This window comes from Bacillus sp. Marseille-Q1617 (genome assembly GCF_903645295.1).
Lineage (GTDB): Bacteria > Bacillota > Bacilli > Bacillales > Bacillaceae_B > Rossellomorea.
Genome location: NZ_CAHJXM010000001.1, coordinates 297,230 through 322,419, shown reverse-complemented (window position 1 = coordinate 322,419; position 25,190 = coordinate 297,230). Strand labels below are relative to the sequence as shown.

Here is a 25,190-nt window from a genome sequence, read left to right as displayed (position 1 = left end):
TTCACATCCCATACTTCATGACCACTCCGCAGCCAAGCCGCTTCCCTGCATCCCCTGAGGGCTGGGATCTATAGTCATCCGGATTTTGATGGATGATGACTCCTTTTCCTATGACATCCTCCACTTTGAACCTGTTCGTAAAGAATGACATTTTGCTGTAGCCGTCGTTGGAAAACAGTACAGGAAAATCTCCCGCGTGATTCCCGTGAGGCTGATTATCCGGATTCCAGTGTCCCCCTGCAGATTGAAAAGGATCCTCCTTGTCACCGACTTCACATACCCCTTTTTCATGAAGATGAAAGCCATGCGGTCCGACAGGCTTTTTTTCCCCGCTTCCTTTTTGATACTGCGGCAGCCCATGAACCTCTATGAATACTTCCACCCCATTCGGCACTTCCCGAAAGAAGACATATCCGTTTAACTTGGGAGCGAGCGGTCCTCCCTGAATCATGGCATATGCCATCTCAGGCATGTTTCTATAAGGATAATATGAATAGGCAGGATAGCCGTATTGATAATAATTCATCTGTGCCTCCTCCTCCACTGTGTTCTTCATAACCACTCTATGAAAGAAAAAGGACGTTCAGACCAATTCATTCAAACGTTTGTTTAAACCCCCGCGGCCCTTTGTTATCAACTATTTCAGAATTAATCAAACGTTTGTTTACATTTACATCATTGTTGACCTTCACTACCATTCGATCATCACCCCATATTAAATGGCTTTATTTTCCTATTACAAAATACACTGGAAATCTCGTCCGAAAAATGTTATATTTTCTGAAACTTCAGATTTTTCCTCGATGTAAAATACCATTTTCAGGAGGGATTGCTATGCAAGGTGAAATCAGATTAATTCCATATTTCATGGATGAAATGGTGGCTGATGCGAATGAAATTCCCAAAGGCATTGACTTAATCCAAGCTCCAAGCTTATGGAAAAATGGTTATAAAGGAAATGAAATAACGGTTGCGGTTCTTGATACAGGCTGCGATGTAAACCATCCAGACCTGAAAGGGAAAGTAAAAGGCTGGAGGAATTTCACGGATGATGACAGTGGTGCAGAGAATAACGTGACAGATTATAGCGGTCACGGCACGCATGTAGCGGGCACAATCGCTGCGAATGAAGATGGACAGGGCGTGATCGGCGCTGCTCCGCTCGCTGAATTGCTTGTCATTAAAGTGCTGGCAGGAAGCCGTGGGAGCGGGAAATATGATTGGATTGTTAACGGCATTCAGTATGCTATCGACCAGGGTGCTGATATCATCTCCATGTCACTTGGTGGACCGACGGATTACAAACCACTTCATGAAGTGATCCAAAGAGCTGTCGATGCCAACATCTTAGTTGTATGTGCAGCCGGTAATGAAGGGGATTCCAACGGCACTACAGACGAATTCTCTTATCCTGCCTCTTATAATGAAGTCATCTCAGTCGGTTCGATCGATCTTCAACGGAATTCTTCCTACTTCACCAATTCTAATAACGAAGTAGACTTGGTTGCACCCGGCGAAAAAATATTATCTACGATACCGGGTGACAAATACGCCAAGCTCAGTGGAACATCGATGGCAGCTCCGCATGTGGCCGGTGCCCTCGCTCTTATCAAACAGTTTGAGCAGGCATCCTTTGCACGGATCTTATCAGAACCAGAGATATATGCGCAGCTTATAAAACGGACAGTGCCTCTAGGCTTCCCAAAAACATTGGAAGGAAACGGTCTGCTCTATTTGACAGCTCCCGATCTTTTAAAGGAACATATCCGAAATCAGCCTTTGGCTCACATTGGATAAGAAAAGCGGAAGGGCTTTGCCCAGAGGCGGGTGGCATAAGACGAACCGGACTGGAAGGCGTTCTTTGCCTTCTTGGCCGGTTTGGCTTATGACATGTGCCTCTAAGCCCTGCAGCTGGACAATCTTCGAGTAAAATCTCCCAAAACCCAAAAAACAGGACCGCCGGTAGGCGGTCCTGTTTTTATTAAGCCTTGTCATTTTTCGTTAAACTATTGAAGTCTGCTTTCAACTTGCTGACATACCTCATCCGCGCTTAGTCCGCTTGCTTCGATAACAGATCCCTGTGTGGCTGCATTCTGGATGCCCATCACATTAGAATCGATTCCTGTTACTACGCAGCAGTCACAGCCCTGTGCATCTGACTCCTGTTTAAGCTCTACAACATCATGCCCTTTTTCACGTAAGGCTTGCACAACATTTTGTAAAGATTCTTCAACACCAATTCTTCTTGCCATATCTGTATACCTCCTGAGTGTTGTCCAGCTCCGGCGGCCAGCCTGGACGAGCCGCCTCCGCTTTTCGTATTTCTAGATATTAGGTTTTTCTTTCCGGGAAAAAGATATTCATCATCTAGTCAAGATTTTATTTTTTGTTTATTTGCCTTCCGCTCTTTTTCTGACTTTGATTCCGGCTGTTTCCAAGCTGTGTGTCAGCCCCGAATTCCACATCATTCTTTGCTTGTTGCTTAGCTAGCTGCTCTGAGGTTTGGTCCTTGCTTTGTTTTCCTTCCTTTGACATTCATTATCCCTCCTTTTGAGTCCCGCGCTGGAACATAGAGAGATCCAGGGAAGCGGCATTTTTGTTTATATGTTTAGAATCCCCTTTTCGAGGCAAAATATTGATGGGCATTCAATAAAATTGGATATGTTTACTTGCTGACTCACGTGGGTAAATAGTCTATATAATCAATAAACAAAAGGGTGGTAACATAATGGATGCAAAGAAAAAAGAATTAATCGATGGTTTAAATGAAGATTTAGCAAATGAATATGCAGCAGTTATCCTGTACACAAACTACGCTGCGGTGGTCAGCGGTTTATATCGTCAGGTATTGAAACCTTTCTTCGAAGAGGAAATTCCTGATGAGCAGGGACACGCTTTATACTTAGCAGAAAAAATCAAAACTCTAGGTGGAGACCCAACGACGACTCCAGCCCCTGTCAAGCAGACAGACGACGTGAAGGAAATGCTGGAAGAAGGTCGCAGAGCGGAAGCAGATACAATCGAACGCTATAAAAAACGTAAGGAACAGGCTGAAGAATTAGGATTGACAGAACTGGTCATCAAGCTTGAGGACATGATCGCAGATGAGACGCATCACCTCGAAGAGTTCGACCGTCTCTTAAAAGATCCTTCTTTTAATTAACAAAAAAAGACCGCCACAGAGCGGTCTTTTTTTTGCGCCATTTATTTTATGACAGTAAACGGTGTCCATTCATCAGGGAGGAGCCTTTTATATTTCGGAGTCAAATAACGGTCATCGATTAATCTTAAAACGCCGGTATCTTCATCTGAGCGGATCAGTCTGCCCCCTGATTGAAACACCTTGTTCAGACCAGGATATACATACGTATAATCAAACCCGTTCTTTCCGTTCTCTTCATAGTATTCCTTCATCATTTCCTGCTCCAACCCAGGTTGAGGAAGTCCTACACCGATCACGACCACGCCATTCAAACGGTCCCCTTTCAAATCAATCCCTTCAGAAAAAATCCCTCCCAGCACAGCCAATCCAATTACACGCTTTTCCGAATGGGGCTGAAAACATTGAAGAAAAGCTTCCCTTTCTTCTTCGCTCATATTTGCTTCCTGCATGAGATACTCTGCTTCCAGTGAGTGCTCCTTTAATTCTTCATACGCTTCCCTCATATATGAATACGATGAAAAGAACACTAAGAAATGACCTTCATTATTCAAGAAAACATCGACAATCGATTGGACGATCCGCGGCAATGTCCGTGTTCTATCCTTGTACCGGGTCGAAATCGGATGGACCTCCACTTTCCATTGACTCTTTTCAAAAGGAGAGGGAATCAAGAAACGATAGTCCTCCTCACTTCCCCCCAGCTGCTGATAATAATAAGAAAATGGGTGGAGGGTCGCTGAGAAGAAGATAGAGGAATGATAAGGTTTCTTCACTCCGGCGATCAATTTGGAAGGGTCGATGCAAAAGAGCTTCACTGTCAGATCCTTTCCGGAAGAATCAAGCAGGAAGCGGTGCTCCTCTGAGTAAAGCCTGGATATTCTGACGAAATGCAAGGAATCAAAGTATAATTGCAGGAAGCTCTCTGACCACTCTTTCCCCTGCTCCCCCAAACATTTCTCAGCAGTTTCTACAAATGCTTCAATTTCCTCGGTAAGCTCTTGCTGTCCTTCCGTTCTCCATTCTCCCTCGCCTTTCATTTCCTTTTTCAGTGAAAGAAACTGTTTGTTTACAGCGTTGATGCTCTTCTTGAGTGCTTCATGCTGTTGATGAAGGCTTTTCACCTCCAGGAAAGATGATTTGGTCAAAGAAGCCGAATACATTTCCCTTCCCCTGTCCACAAGATTATGCGATTCATCAATCAACAGCACCGTCTTTTTCTTACTTTCCTCGCCTAATCTTTTCAAGGATACTTTCGGGTCAAAGACATAATTATAATCACAGATCACTCCATCGACTAAATAGGAAAGGTCAATTGAAAATTCGAAGGGACAGACCTTATGTTTCAATGCGTATTCTTCGATAACCTCCCGTGTCATCACCGTTTCTTGACTGAGGATATCGATAAGGGCTCCGTTAATTCGATCGTAATAGCCATCTGCAAACTCACAGAATTCTTTTTGGCATTTGGTTTCATCCTTGAAACAGATTTTATCCTTTGCCGTAATCGTCACCGAGGTGTGATGCAGTCCTTGTTTTTCAAGCAGCAACAATGCCTCTTGAGCGACCGTCCGGGTAATTGTTTTTGCCGTTAGATAGAACCATTTCTCCGCTCCATGGCCGCTCATTCCTTTCATTGCCGGAAAAAGGGTGGATATGGTTTTCCCAGTGCCAGTAGGTGCATTCGCATAAAGAGATTTTTCTTCTGTGATCGTTTTATAAACCGCCCCGGCAAGCTGTTTTTGTCCTTTTCTAAAGGATGGGTACGGGAAAGAGGTCTCAGAAATGCTATCCCGGAATTTTTTTCGGTTTTTCACGATCACCTTGGCAAAAGGGGTAAAGGCAAGCAGGGTGCTTCGTACGATGTCTTCTAAATCAGTGATAGAATACGTTCGTTCAAAGACCTTTACTTGTTCTGTGTCGATTTGAATATAAGTGAGCTGTACATCGATGAACTCCAGTTTTTTCTCACTGGCCAGCAGATAAGCGTAGCACTCCGCCTGAGCCCAATGGACTCGCGCACCATTTTCAATATCGGACAGGTTTTTTGCAGTGGATTTGATTTCATCGATCTTTACTTTTTCTTCTTCATATAAAATTCCGTCGCATCGGCCTTCCAGGATGAAAGAGAGTTCCTCGGATACAATTTCACCCTTCAGAAATACCTCTTTTTCGTCCCCTTCTTTATATCCTTTTTGTAAGAGCTGATGCAGCTTTGTTCCAATCGTCATCGATGAGCGGGCTTGGAATTTCAAGTCGATGCTTCCCTCTTTATAAACGAATTCCACCAATTCCCTGACGGACACCTTCACTTTTTCCACGAAGTTTCACCACAGCCTTCACTAAAAAATACTTCTAACTAATTAGGACAACTCATATTGTTGATAGTAGACTAATTTTCCAATCGAACGGAGGATAATGGAATGAAAGTAAGATTCGCCTTTTACTGCATCGGACTCATTTGTCTTTCTTTCGGGGTCTCTCTCATCATTAAAGGAAATCTGGGAGCAGCTCCATGGGATGCACTGGCCGTCGGGGAGTCTTACTTATTCCATCTCAGTATCGGGACATGCATCTTTCTTAACGGCTGCATACTCATCCTCATAAATGCGCTGTTGCTGAAAGAACGGATTCAATGGCTAGCTGCTCTGTCCATTTTCATCATCGGGATGATGGTGGACTTTTGGATTAACACTGACCTTTTACACTTAGAGCCGAATGGATTCATCCAGCAGCTTTCATTCGTCATCGCCGGCATCTTGATCCTCGGCATCGGCATTGCCATCTACATGCAGGCAAAGCTGCCTTCCAGCCCGATGGATACGTTCATGATCGCGATTCACCGGCGTTTTGGCCTCAACCTTCGCAATGCACGCCTCCTCAACGAGGCAATCGCCATTACACTTGCCATGGTCGTCCATGGAGCAGTCGGAATCGGAACTGTCATCGTCGCCTGCACACTCGGTTTCATCATTCATTTCTTCTATCCTATCATGGAACATATGTACGGTAAATGGAGTACATAAAAGCGCAGAGATTTTAAAGATAAAAAACCTAGACTGGAATTTAAATCTCGTTCAACCTACTACTTTTTTACCGTTAAAATAAAAAAACACTTAGTCCCTTTAAGTGTTTTTCCTTATCCTGCATTCTCTTGTAGCTCATCCACCACGATCGGCAAATGAATGATTACGTTCGTTCCTTTATTTACTTCACTCTCGTAGTGCACTTCTCCGTCCAATGCTTCGATGATTCTTTTAAATACACTTGTCCCGAGTCCTGTTCCACGTGCTTTCGTGGTATAAAAAAGGGTTCCTATCCGGGAGAGTTCATCCTTGGTCATCCCTTTACCCGTGTCTTGGATTGTAATGATGCCTTGATCGTTCTTCACTTCCAGCCTCACATTGACCCTGCCCTGAGCCGGTGTGGCTTCAATCGCGTTTTTTATGACGTTTACAAACGCCTGCTTGAGTTTGTTACGATCTGTATGTATAAATCCATTTGCTTTAAAGTCCCCTTCAAGAAAGACTCCTTCTTTGAGCGCATAGGCATTCATCAGCATTGTCACATCAGCCAGCACCTCCCGGACATTAACCTTCTCCACTTTTTCAAATTCGGGCTTGGCAAAGTTGAGATAATCATTGATGATTTCTTCTGCCCTTCCAAGTTCACTGAGCACGATGGTCAGGTATTCATGATGATCGCCCTTTACTTGCTTTTTCATTAACTGAAGGAATCCTTTCACGACTGTTAACGGATTCCTCACTTCATGCGCAATCGATGCAGCCAATTCCCCTATCGTGTTAAGCTTTTCTGATTTAAGGATTTCCTCTTTCAAAAGGCTTTTCTCAATCATCCATTCATTCAATCGTGCAGCAAGTCCCACTCCCAGTACTTGAATCCCGCCGAATATCAAGACATAGGTTAACATCTCCGTATTCCCCGCCATCGGAATCCCTCGTATGAGCGCAAATGCAATCAGGATCCCCAGCATAACGAAGGCTGGCCAAAATCCGAGGAGTACAGCAAACGTTATTCTTTTCTTGGGGGGATAAGTCCAGAATCTATTAGATATCAGAAATGGCAGGATCCCGGCAGTAAAAATACTTATAAAGCCAAACAAAAGGGCATCCCCGCCATTTACGAGCCTGGCTGCCAAAATAAATAAAATGACGATCAGACCTGATTTTCTGCCGCCATATAACATAGACAGAACTAAGGGGATATATCGGAAATCCCAATACAATCCAAAACTTTCATATGCAAAAATCATACAAGTAAAAGCTGCAATACCATGCAGAATCCCAATAAATACAGGTGACTTCCCAAGTCGATGATGTTCTAATAAAGAGGTCTGTATCAATATTGGAGCTAAAATAATCAATACATGCAGCAATAATTTCTCGATAATCATCGACTAATCTCCCTGCAACAATAATAGAATCAGTACTATACTCATACGACGTGCACTTGAGTTAATCCTCTTTTTGTCGACATTTAAATGAAAAAGTCGTTTCCTTAGGAAATCCCTCCTACTATCAAACAATCAAAAAAAGGGACCATCCTTTGTTATCCCTTACCTGAAAGAATGTCCCCACTTGTTAAGTTATCAGCTTACTTTTCCTTTAAACTTCAAGTCTACTGGTTTCAGGTGATTGTAACCCCCAGAAAGAATTTTTTCGATATCTTTAATGCTGTCCTGTACGGAGACCTTTTCTCCTTTGATGCGAGTGAATTCTTCCGCCACATGAAACGGCTGACTGAGATATGCTTCGAGTCTTTCCCCAATCGCATAAAGCTCAAGATCCGCTTCCGGTATTTTATCCTTCCCGAGTGAATTCAATAGAACCCGAATCTCTTTATAGCGTCTTAACAGTTTTTTCACTTTACGGTTTGCAGAAGTATGACGTTCTTCCAGACTTTCCTCCTCCACTAATAAAGAGGTGGATTGAACCGGGTGGATGGCGGGGTAAATACCGCGGCTGGCCAAGTCGATATCGAAATAACACATTGTATCCAGAGGGCCATAAGGGTCGTCTTCATCTACTGCCGTTCCGCTCGGATCAAATAATATCGTTGTTATGTCCGGGAAGCCCTCCGCTTCAAACCGTTCTCTCATTTCATAGAGGTCTCCGGAAACCACAAATGAGCGGTCCACCTGTATTATGACCTTTTCTTTCTCATCTCTTAAAGAAACTTCAGCAAAAGCATCCTCCATAGAATGCACCTTCGCGTCCACAAAGCCTTCAAGGTCACTCAATCCTGTGAATTCCTGATCTGGTGTCAGTAAGATCGTTTCGTAACCTTTTTCTTTTAAGTTTTGAGTGATTTCCGCCAATACGACCAATTGGCCGACCTGGGCTCTTGCCACAAACCCGTTTATTCCGCCTTTCACAATTGGAGCAAATAAATCTAACGACTTAATTCCCGTCTCAATCATGTTTAATTTCCCTCCTTGAATAATTAATTCATCCAATGAACAATTGGCGAGATTGGCCAACGTAACCAAGGTTCTCACCTCTGCGCGACCGACCGATATTTTACCGGTACACAGATTTGAAACTGTTGCGGGCCTCAAACCCACCGCTTTTGCGGCAGTTGTCAAATTGGGGACCCGGCGGCGAAGCAATGAAACATTCAATGATAAGTTATCCTGCATATGAAAGCGCCTCCTTACTTTATAGAGTAATATATATTACGCTTAAAAACAAGATAAATTTCTCTTTAAAGTAATTTTTTTACTCCAAAAAGAAAAAACACTTACAATAGTCACAATCTTTTCATACTCCCTTGCATTTACTTCGGCCGATAACTGTTCGTTTCCACTGCAGAAAAGGTAAGGGAGTGGAAATCACCTTCTCTGTTGAGCAGAAGCAAAAATTTTATAAAAAAACCATTCATGTCCCGCCCAGTCTTCTAATAAGTATTAAGGAAGAAGAATTCACTCGAACTACTTTAATAAAGGATGACTGTCTATGAACTACATTAAACCCAGCACCTCCCAGCCAAAACGGACCAAATCGATCTTTTTTATCTTATTGATCCTTTTCACAGGAATTTTCTTCTGCATTGCCTATTTCCTTCCGCCTGATCAGGGACAAACCTATCCGTTTTTCGAAGGCGGACAAAACAAACCCCTTGTAATTGCCCACCAAGGCGGCAAGCTTCTTGCGCCAGGCAATACAATAGAAGCCTTTCAGAATGCTGAAGAGCTCGGGGTCGATGTCCTAGAAACGGATATACATATTACAAAGGATGGGCATCTTGTGACCATTCATGACCCTACGGTTGATGCCACTACAGACGGACAGGGATTTGTGGCTGATTACACATTGAAAGACCTTCAGCGGTTAGACGCAGGCTATCATTTTCAGGATGCTGACGGGGATTTTTCTTATCGGGGAAAAGGTGTTTATATCCCTGCCCTTGAAGAAGTATTTCAGCGTTTCCCCCATATGAAAATTAATATCGAAATTAAAGATGACAATCCGCGTGAAAGAGTGGATGAAATAATTGAAGAATTGATGGGACTGATAGAGGAATACGGTATGGAGGACAATGTGCTTATCGCTTCTTTCGATCAGAGCATCATCGATCGCTTCCTTGAACGATCTGAAGGTCGTGTAGCCGTCCAGGGAGGAACACAAGAGGTGAAAAAATTTGTTATTCTGCACAAGCTTTTCTTGAGGAATCTTTACAAACCAAAAGTGCATGCATTTCAGCTCCCGCTGCAAAAGGGGGAAGTTGACTTAACCGATCGGCAGCTCATTAAAGGGGCCCACCGCTTACATCTTCCTGTCCATTATTGGACCGTCAATGATCAAAAAACGATGAAAAGGTTGATTAAAGCTGGTGCAGACGGAATCATAACGGACCGCCCTGACCTTCTTTTGGAAATTCTGGAGAAATAGATAATTAGGAATGGAGCTTGAAGTTGCAAGTTTTCTACAAAAATCTTTTCCAACACTGAAACTTCAACATATTTTCAAGCTTCATATATAGACATTTATCATACTTGTACAATAACAATATACGCCTCGTAGCCCTTTATACCTATATAAGTATCTCCAATAGTCTGTTAGGGTGAAGATAAGTCAAATCAACGAAAGTAGAATAATTATGACAGTAAATGTGTTTTTAGATGATTATCGACACTGTCCCCAAGGTTACATTCTTGCGAAAGACATCGATGAATGTATCGACCTGCTTAAGAGGTTTTCTATCTCTCATCTTTCATTGGATCATGACTTGGAATGCAAAACGAGAAATGGACTCATGCTTGTGCATTACATGGTTAAACATCAATTGTTCGCTGAATCCATCACGATTCACTCAGCAAACTCTGTTGCTGGTAAACAAATGTTCAGGTATTTGAAAGAGGCTCAAAATGATAATTTAATGCCTCGGACGATCCGTGTTTCACTCCGTCCGTTACCTCTTAGATAATTTCATATAAAAGAACTGTTCATTTTGAGCAGTTCTTTTTTGGTTTTTAACCTTTTTTTCTTTTCCGGTGATTTTCATTATAATGAGTAGAAGAGATATTTTCCAGAAAGGATAGTAGATGATGAATTTCCTTAAAAGATTCAGGTTTGCGGGTGGAAGAATCGCGAAGACCGGAATTGCGGTTTTTTTGACGGCTTTTGTCTGTGAACTGTTAAATTGGCCGGCAATGTTTGCAGTCATTACGGCGATTGTCACAATTGAGCCAACTGCAGCTGATTCAATCAAAAAAGCGTTTATACGTTTTCCTGCCTCCGCTATCGGTGCCTTATTTGCTGTAATCATTTCTCCTTTACTGGGAGATCACGCGATAACGTATGCTCTTGTCGCCATATTAACGATCATCACCTGTCACAAGCTGCGGTTGGATGCCGGGATACTCGTGGCCACTTTAACGGGAATTGCGATGATCCCGACCATTCATGATCATTACATAGCAACATTCTTCATCAGACTTGGGACAACCAGTCTGGGGCTGATCGTCTCTACTTTGGTGAATCTGTGGATTTTGCCTCCTAAATACTCACCGATTATCAGCAGGAACATCCATGACTTATATGTGAAGACCGGAAATTTATTGGAAAAAAGAGGGAATGAAATCCTTCAAGGTCACTCTTTGCATCGTGACACCAAGCTGATATTTAATGACATCACTCGTGAAATTGATAAAACGAATATGCTATGTGAATATGAGAAAGAAGAAATGAAGCTTCACCGCTCAAGCCGTAAAGATCTGCGGAACCACCATTACCAATTCAAGAAGCTGAATCTTTTGCGGCAAATCCATTTTCATATCGGAAATCTCATTTATCTTCCGGTCCAAAACGAGTCCTTTACCCCACAAGAGAAGGACAAGATCCTTCAGGCTGTTCACTCTCTTAAAAATATCATGTATCAGCCTTCTTACGACATGCAGGAGGGGCATTTCATCCTGATGAAGGATTTGCTCCAGGAATTTTGGGAGGATCATGATGATCTGCACAATAAGCCTTTTCAATCGATCAGGCATCATTTTTCGTGCGAGACCGTTTTACTTTACGAACTGCTGTCCATCCATGACTTATTGGAAGAATTAAATGAACTGCACGTACTCGAAAAGCAACATCAAAATGTCTTGGAAAAAACATTGGAAATCTAAAAGGATCGCTGGGCATCTTTCTCCTCAAGCGATCCTTTTTTGCATTTATTCATTTAACGCTCTCCGGGCAAGCATGGATATGACCATATCATCCATCGGGGGATTATGAAGGCCGGCCCTTACATCGCGGTAATAACGCTGCATCGGGTTTGACCTGAAGAGGCTTCTAGCTCCGACAATTCTCATTGCAGTGTCCACAACCTGAAAAGCGCTGTTCGTTACAATATGCTTTACAGAAGCCAGTTCTGCTGCCATTTCTGCGCGTTTATCCGGTTCCTTCACCCACCGATCAGCGGTTGAATACATAATCTGCCTTGCTTTATAGAGCTCCAATTCGATTTCACCGATTTTCCTTTGAACCTCGGGCACGTCCTTAATAGGTCCGGGAAGGCTGTTAGGTGAATACTCTTTCGCAAAACGGATGGCTTCATTCCTTGCGGCAATCGCCACACCAATATAGCAGGCAGGGATATGCAGGAGCCATGCTTTTGGAAGTCCTTCCCCGTCATCCGTTTTGTCGCTGTCACGTTCGACCAATGCACCGAAAGGAAGTGAAACTTCCTGTAAGACAAGATCATCACTCCCCGTCCCTTTCATGGAAATGGTATCCCAAGTCTCTTCTATCGTCACACCTTGTAATGAATGGTCAACCAGAAAGAATCCCTTTTCTTCTGAGTCCCCGATTCTCGCTGAGACTAAAGAGTAATCCAACGCTTTCGCCATTGAGGTGAAGGTTTTACGCCCGGTTAACGTCCATCCCTCTCCGGTTTTCATTCCTTTTGTTTCAGGCAGTCCCCCGCGTGTCGGACTTCCTGTCGCCGGTTCAGTTGCCGCACGGTTAATCAGCGCATGATTTTCAATGATTTTGGTACATAGGCTTTTGAATGTTTCTTCTTTCCATGGCCGATTTTCCGTCAGTTCCATCAGACCTCCCAAATGCCATCCAATCGATAGTGAAGTTGCCGCATCTCCTGTTGCAAGTCTTTCCTGAAGCATCACCAATTCATACAAGCTGATCTCTTCCCCTCCATATTCCTTTGGGATACTTAATGAAGCATAACCAGCTTTCTTTAAATCAGAATAATTTTCAAAAGGGAACGCCTCTTCCCGATCGTAACTTTCAGCACGTTTTGCAAAAGAATCTGCGAGCTTACCGGTTAATTCAAGCAATTTCCGCTGACGTTTATTTTGAAGATAGGGTTCATATAAATCCATTTGGATCCTCCTTAGACAGCAAGTAACTTACTTCTATGATAATCAATCTTCTTTCGCGACTCAAAGATTTTGTCCTACTAAACCGATCAGAATAAAAAAAGAACCTGCTGCATGATGTAACATGCGCCAGGTTCTTTTTGTTATTTATGAAGCACTTTCTTCTTTATCCACCTTATATTCCTGTTCCCAATACTCAGCGTTTTTAATTCCCAGTTTTGTGGAGTTAAAAACTGGATCCAGTCCCTGCTTCTTCTGTTCTTCGTAATCTTTCAGGGCACGAAGCGCAGGTTTCGCAAGGATCAGGATGGCGATCAAGTTCAGCCATACCATGATTCCAAGACCGATATCACCAAGGGCCCAGGCAAGTGCGGCTTCTTTGACAGCTCCGTAGAACGTGACTCCAAGAAGGACAAACTTAAGCATGAAAATGGCCGGCTTGGCGTTTTTCCCTTTTAATAAATAAGCGACATTCGTTTCAGCCATATAGTAGTAGGCCATGATTGTTGTAAAGGCAAAGAAGAATAGTGCAATCGCTACGAATCCGGCACCGAATCCCGGGATGACGGATTCAATCGCAGCCTGCGTGTATCCAGGACCCGCTTCAACGCCTTCCAAGTTTGTAACAATCCTTGTTCCATCCGGCTTTTCTACATTATAGGCTCCCGTAAATAAAATCATGAATGCTGTTGCCGAACAAACGAGTAACGTGTCAATGTAAACAGAAGATGCCTGCACCAAGCCTTGTTTGGCAGGGTGGGAAACCTCAGCAGCCGCGGCATGATGCGGTCCGGTACCCTGACCGGCTTCGTTTGAATAGACTCCGCGTTTTACTCCCCATGCAATCGCACTACCGATAATTCCGCCAAATGCAGCATCCGCTCCAAAGGCACTGCTGAATATCAGTTTGATTACAGCAGGGATCTCAGCGATATTCATCCCCACAATCACCAAGGCTAAAAGAATATAAGCAATTGCCATGAATGGAACGACGTAAGCCGCTACCATGGCAATTCGCTTGACCCCTCCAAAGATGATCACAGCTAAAAGTGCAACGAGTGCCAATCCAGTGACAGTTGTACTGAGACCGAATGCATTCTCAAGTCCCAACGCGATGGAATTTGATTGGATCCCCGGCATTAATACCCCGATTGCAAGTAAAGTGGCCAGAGAGAATAAAACGGCATACCATTTCCAGCCGATTCCTTTTTCGATGTAGTAGGCCGGCCCCCCTCGGTACTCACCATCCTGTTTTACTTTGTAAATCTGTGCAAGCGTGGATTCGATAAAGGCACTGCTGGCCCCGATAAATGCGATGGCCCACATCCAGAATACCGCACCCGGTCCTCCAAACGCGATAGCCGTTGCAGTACCCGCGATATTCCCCGTTCCAACACGGCCTGACAGCGAAAGCGCCAGTGACTGGAATGAGGACACCCCTGCTTTCGAGCTGCTCCCCCTGAACATCTGTACTACCATGTCCTTAATGAGACGCACCTGCAAAAACCTTGTTAAGATAGAAAATAAAAGACCTACACCTAAACAAAAGTAAATCATGACAGGTGACCAAAGAATGCCCACCAATTTGCCTACAAATTCTTCCACAGTGTTTCCCCCTTTTCCCTCTAAAATAATCTAACTATTAAGAATTATATTTTATTTGACACAAATTAGACAATCTTTTTTTATCCGTAAAAAAATCGTTATACCAGAAAACCCATATATGACAAGTCCCGGCCTGTATAAAAAAATTTTTTGGGCAATCTAAAAAGGTAAAGGAGGATTAAATATGTCGAGACGAAAACTATTAGTACCAGAAGCCCGTGAAGCGATGGACCAGCTGAAAGCGAGGGTTTCAGGAGTGAATGACCCAAAAGAAGCAAAGTTTGAAGCCGCCCGGGAACAGGGAATCCCGCTGGACAAGGGGTATAATGGGAAGCTGACATCTAAACAAGCAGGGAAGATCGGCGGCAGTATGGGTGGAAATATGGTCAAGGAATTAGTGAAGATGGCGCAGGAAAATTTGAATAAGAAATGAAAAACTTGTTAGTCTGTGGAAATGCCTGTCGCCTGAGGTGAACAATGAAAAAGGGCTAAACCAGTATTATGGTTTCAGCCCTGTATTCTTTCTCTTCAAGATTTTTTTCAGCTCATCCAAATCCTCATATACCTTTTCAAGCAGGGACCGGTTGTAAAAGATGGACGCGGGATGAAAGGTAGGAAATATCGAGTATTCCTGATCACTGAGCGTCCATTCATTCGTTTCCATATCCTTCAGCTGTCTGACAGGTGATTGGATCAGCCTTCCATGGACTTCTGAGATTTTATAGTTTTTACCCAATAACCTTTGCAGTCCAATGTTTCCCAAGGTCACGATTTGCTTGGGGTTAATATGCTGAATTTCATAATCGACAATGGGCGCGTGAGCAATCTGCTCCTTCATATTCGGCGCCCTGTTATATTTCTTTTCTATGATTTCACCATTCGGCCCCGCTTTTTTGGGAACGATTTTGTAAGGTCTGCTTCTTACGGTCGAGGTAAAATAGATATCATCCCTTGAAACACCTACGTAATCAAAGAACTCATTCAAGACCTTCCCCGCCCTTCCGCTGAACGGGATACCATTATGGATTTCCGTTTCCCCGGGCGCTTCTCCTACGATCATGATCTCTGGATTCCTTGGACCGCGTCCGTACACAAATCCTTCACAGTTATAGGGCTCCATTCGTTTCTTGCAGCGTTCAACTAAATCCTTCGGCAGCACATTCATCATCCTTTATTAAGGCCCGTCCCTCGCTGCGGTGACGCGGTAACGTGATCTGGGACGGGCTTCTGTCTTTTAGTTTCTTTATACCCATCTCAGCTCCCCCTTTACACATCCGTATGTTTATTTCTACTTTTGATAAGGAATAGTATGGATATACCAGAATAAGGAGATGGCGAGGATGAACCAAACAGAACTTAAACAGCAAATTTTGAAGGTTCTTGAAGATAGTAAGGTGGGGACGCTTGCAACGGTGAAAGGGAACAAGCCGCATTCCCGCTACATGACTTTTTTCAATGATGATTTGACTCTTTTTACGCCTACCAGCAAAGAAACGCATAAGACGGAAGAAATCGATGATAATCCTAATGTACACATCCTTCTCGGTTACGAAGGTGAAGGGTATGGGGATACGTTCTTAGAAATACAAGGAAAGGCATCGATCGAGGAATCCCGGGAGTATAAGGATAAGCTGTGGAATGATCATATGGAGAAGTGGTTTGACGGCAAGGATGATCCCAATTATATTGTGTTGAAAATTACAGCCGATACCATCCGATTGATGAATGACGATGAGGGATCGCCGCACACACTGGAATTATAAAGTTGACAAACCGTTTAGACCGTGATATATTTAGTTATTGTTAACTTGTGACATAATTAAAACGACTAGAACAGATAATCTGTAATTCTATTCTGTTTTGATATGCAACTTATTCACACTGGATCGGCTTCGGAGCCGTTAGGATGTAAGAGAGGTAGGGCTTACGTCGTTTAGGTTTATCAAACGACTCAAGGAATTGCCCGCGGCTGTTTATTATCTGAATACGTTTAAAGATATAAATATATTACTTGTGATGTTGCAAGTTACAGAGCATGCCTTGTCCGATAAAAGGCATAACAGAGGGAGTACTGACAGGATGGTCAGCCCCTCACTCAAGTTAAAAAGCCCCCGGAAGCGCCGACGCTTCCGGGGGCTTTGTCCATTCAATGCAAAGGCCCGTCCCTCGCTGCTATAAAGCAGTGAGGGACGGGCCTTCGTTGTTAACTGGTTTCCTTCAACTGACTGTGATAGAGTCCGTGATAAAAGCCTTTTTGCCCAAGAAGCTCTTCATGGGTGCCTTTTTCAATGATCCGCCCTTGATCAAGCACCAGAATTTGATCGGCCTGACGGATCGTATTGAGCCTGTGGGCGACCACTACGGACGTCCGGTCCTTCATTAGATTTTTAAGAGCATCCTGGATTTTCAGTTCAGTGATTGTATCGATACTCGAAGTCGCTTCATCCAGGATCAGGATCGCTGGATCGGAGAGGATGGCGCGCGCGATCGATAATAACTGTTTCTGCCCCTGACTGATTCCGCTGCCGTCCTGTCTCAATACAGTTTTATAACCTTGAGGCATTTTTTCGATAAAGGAATGGGCATTCGCTAACTTGGCTGCCTCCACCACTTCCTGGTCGGTTGCAGAAAGTCTTCCGTACCGGATATTTTCGAGGATGGTGCCCTGAAAGAGAAACGTGTCCTGAAGCACAAATCCCATCTGCCTTCGGAGGCTTTTACGCGTAATGGTCTCGATATCCTGTCCGTCCAACAAAATCCTTCCTTCGTTATGCTCATAAAAACGGGACAATAAATTCGTAATCGTCGTCTTCCCTGCACCGGTCGGGCCGACAAGCGCCACCGTTTCACCGGGGCTGATTGAAAACGAGACCTCCTGAAGGGTGGAATCACTTTTCCCATAAGAAAAGGATACTTCCCGGAATTCAATCTTTCCGGCCAATGTCTTTATATCGGCTGCCTTCCCTTCGTCCCTTGCTTCCTCATCTTCATCAATGATCTGAAATACACGCTCCGCCCCTGCAATTGCGGACAACAATGTATTATATTGATTGGCAAGTTCATTGAGCGGCCGTGTAAACTGCCGGGCGTATTCGGCAAAAATGACAATCACACCTATGGTGATCATATCATTGAGTGCAAAGATCCCCCCGACACCGGCGATCACTGCAAAGCTGAGGTTGTTCAACATATTCATCAATTTCGGGATGAACCCTGAATACGTATCCGCCCAATAGGCTGCAGTACGGAGCTGCTTATTTTTCCCCTTGAATTCTTCAATCGCAGTATCTTCCCGCGAGAATGTTTTAATGATGCTGTGTCCTGAAATGGTTTCTTCGATATATCCATTCAGCTCACCGATATGGTGCTGATATTGTTTGAACAACGGACCCGTCCTTTTCGTGATCCACTTCATGCCGAGCACCATCAGCGGGACAATCGTAAGCGTGATCAGTGTCAAAAGGGGGCTCAGCCACAGCATGACAGCTGCCGTTCCGATGAGTGTCAGTACACTGGAGATGATTTGGATAAATGAGCTGTTCAAGGTATTACTGACATTATCGATATCATTGGTGACCCTGCTCATCAGCTCCCCATGCTTTCTTTTATCAAAGAATGGGATCGACAGGAGATGCAGCCTGTGGAACAAATCCTTCCTTAGCCGGTAGACGGTGTCCTGCGCCACGCCGATCATCCAATAGTTCTGATACCAGACAGACACAGAGTGAAGGATATAGACAATGATCAAGCCTGCAAGCAGCCCGATGATCCCGGAGGCTTCTTTGGTGACAATGTATTCATCGATCGCCATCCCCACTAAAAATGGACCCAGCAGGGATGCGGCAGAACTGATGAGAACCATCAAGATGACCAGGTAGAGCAAGCCTTTCATTTTTGAAAGGTACGTCCATAACCTGCTCAGTGTGCCTCTTGTATCCCTTGCCTTGTCACCCTTACCAAGTCTCTTTCTCATATGCCTAGACATGGTGCACCTCCCCGAATTGAGATTGATAAATCCGCTGATATAAAGGTGATTCCTTCAGAAGGGTTTTATGAGAGCCGTTCCCGATCATCACTCCGTCTTCCAGCAGCAAGATGGTATCCGACTCCATCGCTGTACTGATTTTTTGCGTTATGATGATGATGGTGCATTCATACTTTTTGATCGCTTCGAGCAATTTCGCTTCCGTTTTCAAATCAAGTGCACTGGTACTGTCATCCAGCAGCAGGATTTTCGGCCTTCTGATCAGGGCCCTCGCAATCGAAAGCCTTTGTTTCTGGCCTCCTGAAAGATTCACTCCCTTTTGTCCAAGTGCCGTGTCATACCCGTCCTTCAGGCTTTCAATGGTGTCATGAATTTGAGCATCCTTTGCCGCTTGGATCATTTCCTCTTCAGAAGCTTCTTCTTTTCCCCATAAAAGATTTTCTCTCACAGAACCCGAAAAAAGGACTGCCTCCTGGGGAACATACCCGATTGCTTTCCTCAAATTCTCGAGAGTGATAGACCGGATGGAATGGCCGCCTATCTTAATTTCTCCTTCTGTCGTGTCATAGAGCCTCGGGATCAACTGAAATAAAGTGGATTTCCCTGATCCGGTCGCCCCTAAAACAGATACTGTCTCTCCTGCTCTCACGTAAAAAGAGACATCCTGAAGAACCCTGCCCCTCGTTTCAGGATATTGAAAAGAGACTCTGTCGAACGAGATGTCTCCGCTGATGACTTTGTTATCAAGTTCAGCTTCATCCCCATCCTTCAAATCAACTTCCGTATTCAGTACCTCTGCCACTCGATCGGCTGATGCCCGGGCTCTTGAAAAGCTTGTAATGATAAAAGAAAAGATGGAAAACACGGAAGAAATCCTCGTCGCATATGTCACGATCGCTACGACTTCCCCCACCTGGGCACCCCCGCCAGTCACTTCTATACTCCCCGACCATAGCACAATCAATATGGCCAGGTTCATCACGAGCATCAACAGAGGCATAATGATTTCCATAAATCTCAGAGCTTTCACCGTTTTATCCTTCAAATCTTCATTGGCGCCGTGGAATCGTTTTTCTTCATATTCGCTTCTTGTATATGCTTTGATCAGCCGGATGCCCGAAAGATTTTCTTTCATGACTTCATTCACCCGGTCAAGTCGCTTCTGCACTCTTTCAAATAAACTCCAGCCCCGTTTAAGGACCCATAATAAAAACATCCATAGAACCGGAATCACAATGATCAAAACCAGGGCGAGCTTCGCATTCACAATTAACGCCATAATGGTTGATCCGATGACAAGCAAAGGAGCCCTCAGCATGATCCTCAAACTCATGAAAATCGTATTCTGCAGCTGTCTCACATCATTCGTCATCCTCGTGATGAGCGAAGAAGACGGCAGCTTATTGAAACTCGCAAAAGAAAACGACTGGATTTTCTTATATAGACTTTCCCTTACGTCATAACCGAACCCCTGACTCGTCTGGGCAGCAAAAAAAGAATTCGTGACGCCGGAAACAAAAGAAAGAAATGACATTCCAACCATGATTCCGCCCCATAAGAGCACCACATCCATATCTTCCTTCATGATTCCCTGATCAATGATTTTTGCCATGAATAAAGGATTCAAAAGCTCCACCGTGAGCTCGACAAGCATCAACGTCCAAGCAATCCCCATCGCCCACCGGTAAGGTTTCAAAAAACCAATAACCTTCAAAGACACACACACCCCTCACGCTGTCGTTCTTTATCATATGTATATATGTATCATGATATCGCTTTTTTATGATGGGTGGTAGTTTGAAGAATCCATATTGGGAAGCGGGAGTATGCAGACCGGCTGCCGGGCAGACTTAAAACCTCAAAAGTGACGAAGGTTTCACGTGGAACAGGTTAAGATTGGAAATTCATCACCACTTTAACTCAGTGAGGGACGGGCCTTTAGCTCGCTAAAGGCCCGTCCCTCACCTCTTTAATGGATTAAAGCACACAAAAAAACAAAACCGCGCAGGCCCACTCCGGGATTACGCGGTTTTATTTTGTATATAAAGATTTTTTTACAGATTATGAGGAGGAAGGTTGTCGTTCCCACCAATATCAGGTTTATTGATATTTGGTTTGTTATGCTTCGGCATGTTCTTCTCTTCTTCAATTTTACGGTCCAGTTTTGCAAGATATTTTCCTGCAAATTCTTTTCCTCCAAGTCCAAATGCCAATCCAAAGGCTAAGGCAAGCCCTCCCAGGATGAGCATAAATGCGATGTTGACGATTGAATCGGCCACTTTCAATTGATCGAGTGCCATAAAGAAGCTCAGAGCGATGATGGCATATTTCGTGATGGTCGCAAGGACCTGGAAGTTATCGCTCAGTACGTTGGACATGATATTTTTCACTAGATTACCGAGGTAAAGTCCTGCACCAAGGATGATGACAGCCGCAAGTACATTCGGTAAATACGCAAGTACGCCTGTCGCAAGCGCCACAAGGAATTCCAATTTAACGATTTGCAGAGCTTCGACGGTAAATAAGAATATGATGATGATTTGAACGATTCTTCCAACAAGGCCTGATAGGTTCATATAGGAATTTGCAGGTGTATCCAAAGTCGTGTCAGCTGTCGACTTACGGCCGATTCCCATGTTCCTTAGAAGAGAATTGAAGCCCACTCTGTTCAGTAAGCGCGACACCAAGGCACCTGCCCATTTTCCGACCCAGACTCCCGCAAGGATCAGGACAATCGCTATCGCAATGTTTGGAAGCATCACCAATACAGCGTTCAGCATATTGATTGCCGGTTCAGAAATCCCTCTGATGTCGAGTTGATCAAGGGCTGAAATTGTCACCGGAATCATGATGAGTACAAAAACGATTGTTCCAATTACAGAAGAAACGGTCGTCCCTTGGAATAGTTTGCTGATCCCAAAACGTTCAGCCGCTCTTTCCGTTCCGACCGCAGCCAGGAAATTCGTTACGATGTCGCGTACGATTTTTGCGACGAACCAGCCGACAATGAAGATAATCGCTGCTGCGAACAGTTTTGGAATGAATGCAAGGAAGCTGTGAAGCATTTCCGTGAATGGACCTGAAACCCCTGTAATGTTAAGGGCTGCAAGCACACCCGGAAGGAATACTAATAGCACAAGATAGAAGACGATTCGCGCTGCTGTGTATACATAACGATGTACATCACTTTCATCTTTGGCCAGTTTAGATCGGAGGATAGCATTTTTCACGGATGGACGATTACCTAATTTCTCGATCAGCATCTTAAGAAGAGAGGCAGCCACCCAGGCTAGTAATAAAATGAGTGCAGCTTTCAATACATTCGGAATGGCTGCAGCCATCGTAGTCAGCATTCCGACAAGCGGAGAAGCGATAAAGTTTAAATCCAGCATATTAAAGAAAGCAATAAAGACAAACACCAGAATGATAAAGTACACGATCTTACTGATGACTTTCTCTGATGTCCATTTCCGTTCTCCATTCGGTTTTCCAAAATGAAGCCTGTCATCAAAATGCACTCGCTTCAAAAGACCGTAAACAGCTTTTTCAATTGCCTTCGCAATGATCCAGCCGATCAATAATACGAGCAATGCCAGAAGAAGATCTGGTAATTTTCCTAGATATGAGTACCATTCTTGCGTGATATTGTTACTATTCATTCGGTTTGCTCCTTTCAATTTTGAAATCTCTGAATCTCATACTTAATGTACCCAGAGATTTTTTTTCAAAACATCTGGAGGAAGACATAGAAACAGCCTCCTAATTACCTATTGGAGGCTGTTCATCGGTCATTGAAGGAGCAAAGAGCTTTCCTTTGTAAAATCATTCAAGGAATATGCATCAATTCTACTATTGGATAACGTGTATACGGTATCATTTATATAGAGCAGGCGCTGTATATTATTTTCCCAATTTTCATAGACATCTTTTTGTTTTTGATCGTCCTCTGCCAGTTTCGCCTTACGTTCAATGCCTTTTTCAGGGGTGATTTCGTAAAGAAGCGCTCCTTGATAATCAAATACCTGTTCGTACTCACTTCCCTCTTTGTCATGATAGACCGAAATAGGGAATCCATATAAATTACGGGAAGGTTCGTGGAAAAGCGCTTTATGATCTTCGAGCAGATAAGAGTGTGTTCCCCTGCCCCCGATGATTTCAGTGTCTGCTTCTTTAGGGTTATGAAAATCCGTAATATCAAATAATGATAGTTTCATCCCGCTCCGGATGATTCGGGGTTCCTCGTTAAATGATTTTCCGTCATCCATGATCTTGGTATCGAACCCGAAACCGATTAAATGGTTTTCATCGATCGGATGAAGATACGTGCTGAAGCCAGGGATCTTCAATTCCCCAAGTACCTTCGGCTGCTCCGGATCCGCCGTGTCGATGACAAACAGTGGATCTACTTGTTTAAAGGTGACGATATATGCCTTATCACCCATGAATCTCACAGAGTAGATTCTTTCCCCTTTTGCAAGGTTCGTGACTTCACCTGTTTTCTTCATGTTTTCGTCTAAAATGTATAGTGCGTTTGAAGAAGGTTTATCATCATTCCATACCTCTCCATCAGTAGTTGCCATCCGGAAGTATCCTTCATGCTCATCCATGGAAAACTGATTCAGTATCCTTCCAGGCACTTTACCCGAGGCCTTATACGTAATCTCTGAATCCTTCACTCCAAACTTATACACCTCGGTACTCGAGACGTCCCACCTTTCGGGATCTTCCATCTTTTCCACGGCTATATAAAGATTTTCTTTTGACATGTAAATGCCATTTCCGCTCCCTAAATACGACTGAACGTTAAATTCCGCTTTCGGATTTTCAATATCCAGCGCTGCAATCATCGTGTAATTCGGCTGCATTGATTGAGGAAAATAGTTTATGCGGGCTGCCGGAATCGCTTTGACTTCCTCACCTTCCGCACTATCCATCACCCTTGGTCTTAAATCAACTTCGGGATTCTTGTCGGCAAGCCAATAATCAGGATATAAGCTGGATACAAAATAAAGGGTGTCCTCTATTTTCCTGGAGGTCATATAATGGCCTTCCACTGCCACCTTTCTCACAAGCGACGGTTTCTCTTTATTGGAGATGTCATAAATCATCGCGACAGTAGACCCATTCATCGGTCGCGGCATGATTTTCTCAGTGGCTTCCACCGCTTCATGGGACCAGCTGTTCCCGATGATCACCACCTTGTCTTTTTCTAAAAATAAATGCTGCGGCTGGATGTTTTCTTTGAATGTCAATCGGGAGACCATTTTCATGCTGTCAGCCGGAACTGCTCTTGAAATGACCAGCTGTTGATTCACCACTTGGTATATATAGGTTCCATCCGTTTTGACGATATCTCCTTCATCTACACCCTGGACTTGATTATTCGTTTCTGAGTGCTCGGACCCTGAACTTTCACCCCCCGCGGATGCTGCCTTATCTTCAGATGATTCAGTGTTGCTATTCCCAAAAAGACTGAACTCTGAATGTCTCTGCTGCAATTTTTGTTTCTTTATGATCGTTTGAAAATATTGGGCAAGCTCTTCCTTAGAGGCAATGGACGGGATATCTTCCGTGACGGCAAAGGTGAACTCAGTATCCCCATCATAGGAGAAACCAAGATTTGTTTTGACTCCGGAAGTGATGGAAAGTGTAAAATGCCGGGGTTCTTCCGGATAACCGCCGGCAGGGGGATGAATAGTAAGTGTTTTACGATCGTCGCTTAGCTCGAAGGTGACTGCCACAGCATGACCTTCTGAATCCTTCACAACAATATTCTTGTTATTGATCGTACTCTCCCTGACCCGCTCAGAAAATTGAAGGGTCCATGAATTTTCATTCATCACGATAAGCTTGCCATCCAGACTCCCCTCTGCCATGACGGTCGGTTTCTGAAAATATAGAAACAGTCCGAAAGTAGTGCACAATATGAACCCTGCAAGAATAATGAGATACGTCTTTTTCATAAGTTTGACCCACCTTTTAGTCTATTTTTACATTAGACGTGCGGTGTGGAAGAAAGTTACAGCACTCTTGGTGAAAAGTAATGGGTCCTTCTGCACGCAAAAAAACAGATCCCGTCTTCAGGATCTGTCCTTTTCTCGTTATCTCATCCGGCGTGCACTGGCATTGAGTCTGGCATTTCGTATGATTTGATTGATGACTTCCGAAAAGATGAGGCCGACCGCGATCGATCCCGAAATCATGAACGCCTTCGCTGCCAGGGTGATCGCCGCATTGTAGTCATTCTGAACAAAGTTCCGCATGGCATCATAGGCGAGTCCGCCCGGCACCAGCGGGATGATTCCCGCGACACTGAAGATGATGACCGGCGTTTTGTACATTTTGGCAAATACCTGACTGATGACCGCTACGACAAACGATGCCAGCAGAGTTGCGAGGACGGCATCCGTCTCATTTAAAAACATGATCATGTAAATGATCCACCCAAGCATCCCGACAATCCCGCATTTGAATAGGGACTCTTTCGGTGCGTTAAATATGATGCCAAATGCAGCCGCAGCGATGAAGCTGGTGATTAAATGTTCGACGATTATCATTCCCTATCCACTCCTTCATATGGGTATTTT

At 44.0% G+C, this 25,190-nt stretch carries 22 protein-coding genes; 8 read left to right on the top strand and 14 right to left on the bottom strand.

Annotation, left to right across the window (positions count from 1 at the left end; genetic code table 11):
• Nucleotide 1: 1 nt before the first annotated feature.
• The gene (locus tag HWX64_RS01655) at nucleotides 2–472 is read right to left on the bottom strand and encodes a superoxide dismutase family protein (protein WP_254871103.1); all 471 of its coding nucleotides are present in this window, start codon (nucleotides 470–472) and stop codon (nucleotides 2–4) included.
• A 362-nt stretch (nucleotides 473–834) separates the two neighbouring features.
• Here HWX64_RS01655 and HWX64_RS01650 point away from each other — a divergent pair, with 362 nt between their 5' ends.
• The gene (locus HWX64_RS01650) at nucleotides 835–1,797 is read left to right on the top strand and encodes a S8 family peptidase (RefSeq protein WP_175986717.1); all 963 of its coding nucleotides are present in this window, start codon (nucleotides 835–837) and stop codon (nucleotides 1,795–1,797) included.
• Nucleotides 1,798–2,006: 209 nt separating this feature from the next.
• On the opposite strand, the gene HWX64_RS01645 is transcribed toward HWX64_RS01650, so the two are convergent.
• Both HWX64_RS01645 and HWX64_RS01640 read right to left on the bottom strand, forming a co-directional pair.
• On the bottom strand, nucleotides 2,007–2,252 hold the full coding sequence (locus tag HWX64_RS01645; RefSeq protein WP_175986715.1) for a YkuS family protein: 246 nt from the start codon (nucleotides 2,250–2,252) through the stop codon (nucleotides 2,007–2,009).
• Nucleotides 2,253–2,379: 127 nt separating this feature from the next.
• Nucleotides 2,380–2,535 (bottom strand): hypothetical protein, encoded by a 156-nt coding sequence (locus HWX64_RS01640; RefSeq protein ID WP_175986713.1) that lies wholly within the window; start codon nucleotides 2,533–2,535, stop codon nucleotides 2,380–2,382.
• 193 nt (nucleotides 2,536–2,728) lie between these two features.
• On the opposite strand from HWX64_RS01640, the gene HWX64_RS01635 reads away from it, so the two are divergent.
• The gene (locus tag HWX64_RS01635) at nucleotides 2,729–3,163 is read left to right on the top strand and encodes a ferritin-like domain-containing protein (protein ID WP_175986712.1); all 435 of its coding nucleotides are present in this window, start codon (nucleotides 2,729–2,731) and stop codon (nucleotides 3,161–3,163) included.
• Between the two features lie 41 nt (nucleotides 3,164–3,204).
• Here the strand turns inward: HWX64_RS01635 and HWX64_RS01630 are convergent, their stop codons facing one another.
• Nucleotides 3,205–5,481: a helicase C-terminal domain-containing protein gene (locus tag HWX64_RS01630; protein WP_254871009.1), complete on the bottom strand. Its 2,277-nt coding sequence runs from the start codon at nucleotides 5,479–5,481 to the stop codon at nucleotides 3,205–3,207.
• Between the two features lie 102 nt (nucleotides 5,482–5,583).
• Between HWX64_RS01630 and HWX64_RS01625 the strand changes: the two genes are divergently transcribed.
• Nucleotides 5,584–6,186: a YitT family protein gene (locus HWX64_RS01625; protein WP_175986710.1), complete on the top strand. Its 603-nt coding sequence runs from the start codon at nucleotides 5,584–5,586 to the stop codon at nucleotides 6,184–6,186.
• 113 nt (nucleotides 6,187–6,299) lie between these two features.
• On the opposite strand, the gene HWX64_RS01620 is transcribed toward HWX64_RS01625, so the two are convergent.
• Together HWX64_RS01620 and HWX64_RS01615 are read right to left on the bottom strand one after the other, a co-directional pair.
• Nucleotides 6,300–7,574 carry an ATP-binding protein gene (locus HWX64_RS01620; protein WP_175986708.1) on the bottom strand — a complete coding sequence of 425 codons (1,275 nt, stop codon included), beginning with the start codon at nucleotides 7,572–7,574 and terminating at the stop codon, nucleotides 6,300–6,302.
• 195 nt (nucleotides 7,575–7,769) lie between these two features.
• Nucleotides 7,770–8,819 (bottom strand): hypothetical protein, encoded by a 1,050-nt coding sequence (locus HWX64_RS01615; protein WP_175986707.1) that lies wholly within the window; start codon nucleotides 8,817–8,819, stop codon nucleotides 7,770–7,772.
• A 316-nt stretch (nucleotides 8,820–9,135) separates the two neighbouring features.
• Between HWX64_RS01615 and HWX64_RS01610 the strand changes: the two genes are divergently transcribed.
• The 3 genes from HWX64_RS01610 to HWX64_RS01600 all read left to right on the top strand — a co-directional run bounded on the left by HWX64_RS01610 (nucleotide 9,136) and on the right by HWX64_RS01600 (nucleotide 11,801).
• On the top strand, nucleotides 9,136–10,071 hold the full coding sequence (locus tag HWX64_RS01610; RefSeq protein ID WP_175986705.1) for a glycerophosphodiester phosphodiesterase: 936 nt from the start codon (nucleotides 9,136–9,138) through the stop codon (nucleotides 10,069–10,071).
• A gap of 208 nt (nucleotides 10,072–10,279) precedes the next feature.
• Entirely contained in the window at nucleotides 10,280–10,606 is a 327-nt protein-coding gene (locus HWX64_RS01605; RefSeq protein ID WP_175986703.1) for a cyclic-phosphate processing receiver domain-containing protein, read from the top strand.
• 118 nt (nucleotides 10,607–10,724) lie between these two features.
• Nucleotides 10,725–11,801 (top strand): aromatic acid exporter family protein, encoded by a 1,077-nt coding sequence (locus tag HWX64_RS01600; protein WP_175986702.1) that lies wholly within the window; start codon nucleotides 10,725–10,727, stop codon nucleotides 11,799–11,801.
• Between the two features lie 45 nt (nucleotides 11,802–11,846).
• Here HWX64_RS01600 and HWX64_RS01595 read toward each other — a convergent pair whose 3' ends face one another.
• Together HWX64_RS01595 and HWX64_RS01590 are read right to left on the bottom strand one after the other, a co-directional pair.
• Complete coding sequence (locus HWX64_RS01595; RefSeq protein WP_175986700.1) at nucleotides 11,847–13,016, bottom strand: acyl-CoA dehydrogenase family protein; 1,170 nt, start codon at nucleotides 13,014–13,016, stop codon at nucleotides 11,847–11,849.
• 144 nt (nucleotides 13,017–13,160) lie between these two features.
• The gene (locus tag HWX64_RS01590) at nucleotides 13,161–14,618 is read right to left on the bottom strand and encodes a sodium:alanine symporter family protein (RefSeq protein WP_175986698.1); all 1,458 of its coding nucleotides are present in this window, start codon (nucleotides 14,616–14,618) and stop codon (nucleotides 13,161–13,163) included.
• Nucleotides 14,619–14,802: 184 nt separating this feature from the next.
• Here HWX64_RS01590 and HWX64_RS01585 point away from each other — a divergent pair, with 184 nt between their 5' ends.
• On the top strand, nucleotides 14,803–15,051 hold the full coding sequence (locus HWX64_RS01585; protein ID WP_175986696.1) for an alpha/beta-type small acid-soluble spore protein: 249 nt from the start codon (nucleotides 14,803–14,805) through the stop codon (nucleotides 15,049–15,051).
• Nucleotides 15,052–15,117: 66 nt separating this feature from the next.
• On the opposite strand, the gene HWX64_RS01580 is transcribed toward HWX64_RS01585, so the two are convergent.
• Entirely contained in the window at nucleotides 15,118–15,783 is a 666-nt protein-coding gene (locus tag HWX64_RS01580; RefSeq protein ID WP_254871102.1) for a uracil-DNA glycosylase, read from the bottom strand.
• Nucleotides 15,784–15,958: 175 nt separating this feature from the next.
• Here HWX64_RS01580 and HWX64_RS01575 point away from each other — a divergent pair, with 175 nt between their 5' ends.
• Complete coding sequence (locus tag HWX64_RS01575) at nucleotides 15,959–16,381, top strand: pyridoxamine 5'-phosphate oxidase family protein (RefSeq protein WP_175986693.1); 423 nt, start codon at nucleotides 15,959–15,961, stop codon at nucleotides 16,379–16,381.
• Between the two features lie 440 nt (nucleotides 16,382–16,821).
• Here HWX64_RS01575 and HWX64_RS01570 read toward each other — a convergent pair whose 3' ends face one another.
• The 5 genes from HWX64_RS01570 to HWX64_RS01550 all read right to left on the bottom strand — a co-directional run bounded on the left by HWX64_RS01570 (nucleotide 16,822) and on the right by HWX64_RS01550 (nucleotide 25,160).
• Nucleotides 16,822–18,603, bottom strand: a complete 1,782-nt coding sequence (locus HWX64_RS01570) for an ABC transporter ATP-binding protein (RefSeq protein ID WP_175986691.1) — start codon at nucleotides 18,601–18,603, stop codon at nucleotides 16,822–16,824.
• A complete protein-coding gene (locus HWX64_RS01565) occupies nucleotides 18,596–20,278 on the bottom strand; it encodes an ABC transporter ATP-binding protein (RefSeq protein WP_175989583.1) in 1,683 nt (560 codons plus the stop codon). The genes HWX64_RS01570 and HWX64_RS01565 overlap by 8 nt, the downstream gene beginning before the upstream one ends.
• Before the next feature lie 379 nt (nucleotides 20,279–20,657).
• The gene (locus HWX64_RS01560; protein ID WP_175986689.1) at nucleotides 20,658–22,262 is read right to left on the bottom strand and encodes a mechanosensitive ion channel; all 1,605 of its coding nucleotides are present in this window, start codon (nucleotides 22,260–22,262) and stop codon (nucleotides 20,658–20,660) included.
• Between the two features lie 129 nt (nucleotides 22,263–22,391).
• Nucleotides 22,392–24,566: a beta-propeller domain-containing protein gene (locus HWX64_RS01555; protein WP_175986687.1), complete on the bottom strand. Its 2,175-nt coding sequence runs from the start codon at nucleotides 24,564–24,566 to the stop codon at nucleotides 22,392–22,394.
• 138 nt (nucleotides 24,567–24,704) lie between these two features.
• A complete protein-coding gene (locus tag HWX64_RS01550; RefSeq protein ID WP_175986685.1) occupies nucleotides 24,705–25,160 on the bottom strand; it encodes a threonine/serine exporter family protein in 456 nt (151 codons plus the stop codon).
• Nucleotides 25,161–25,190: the final 30 nt, after the last annotated feature.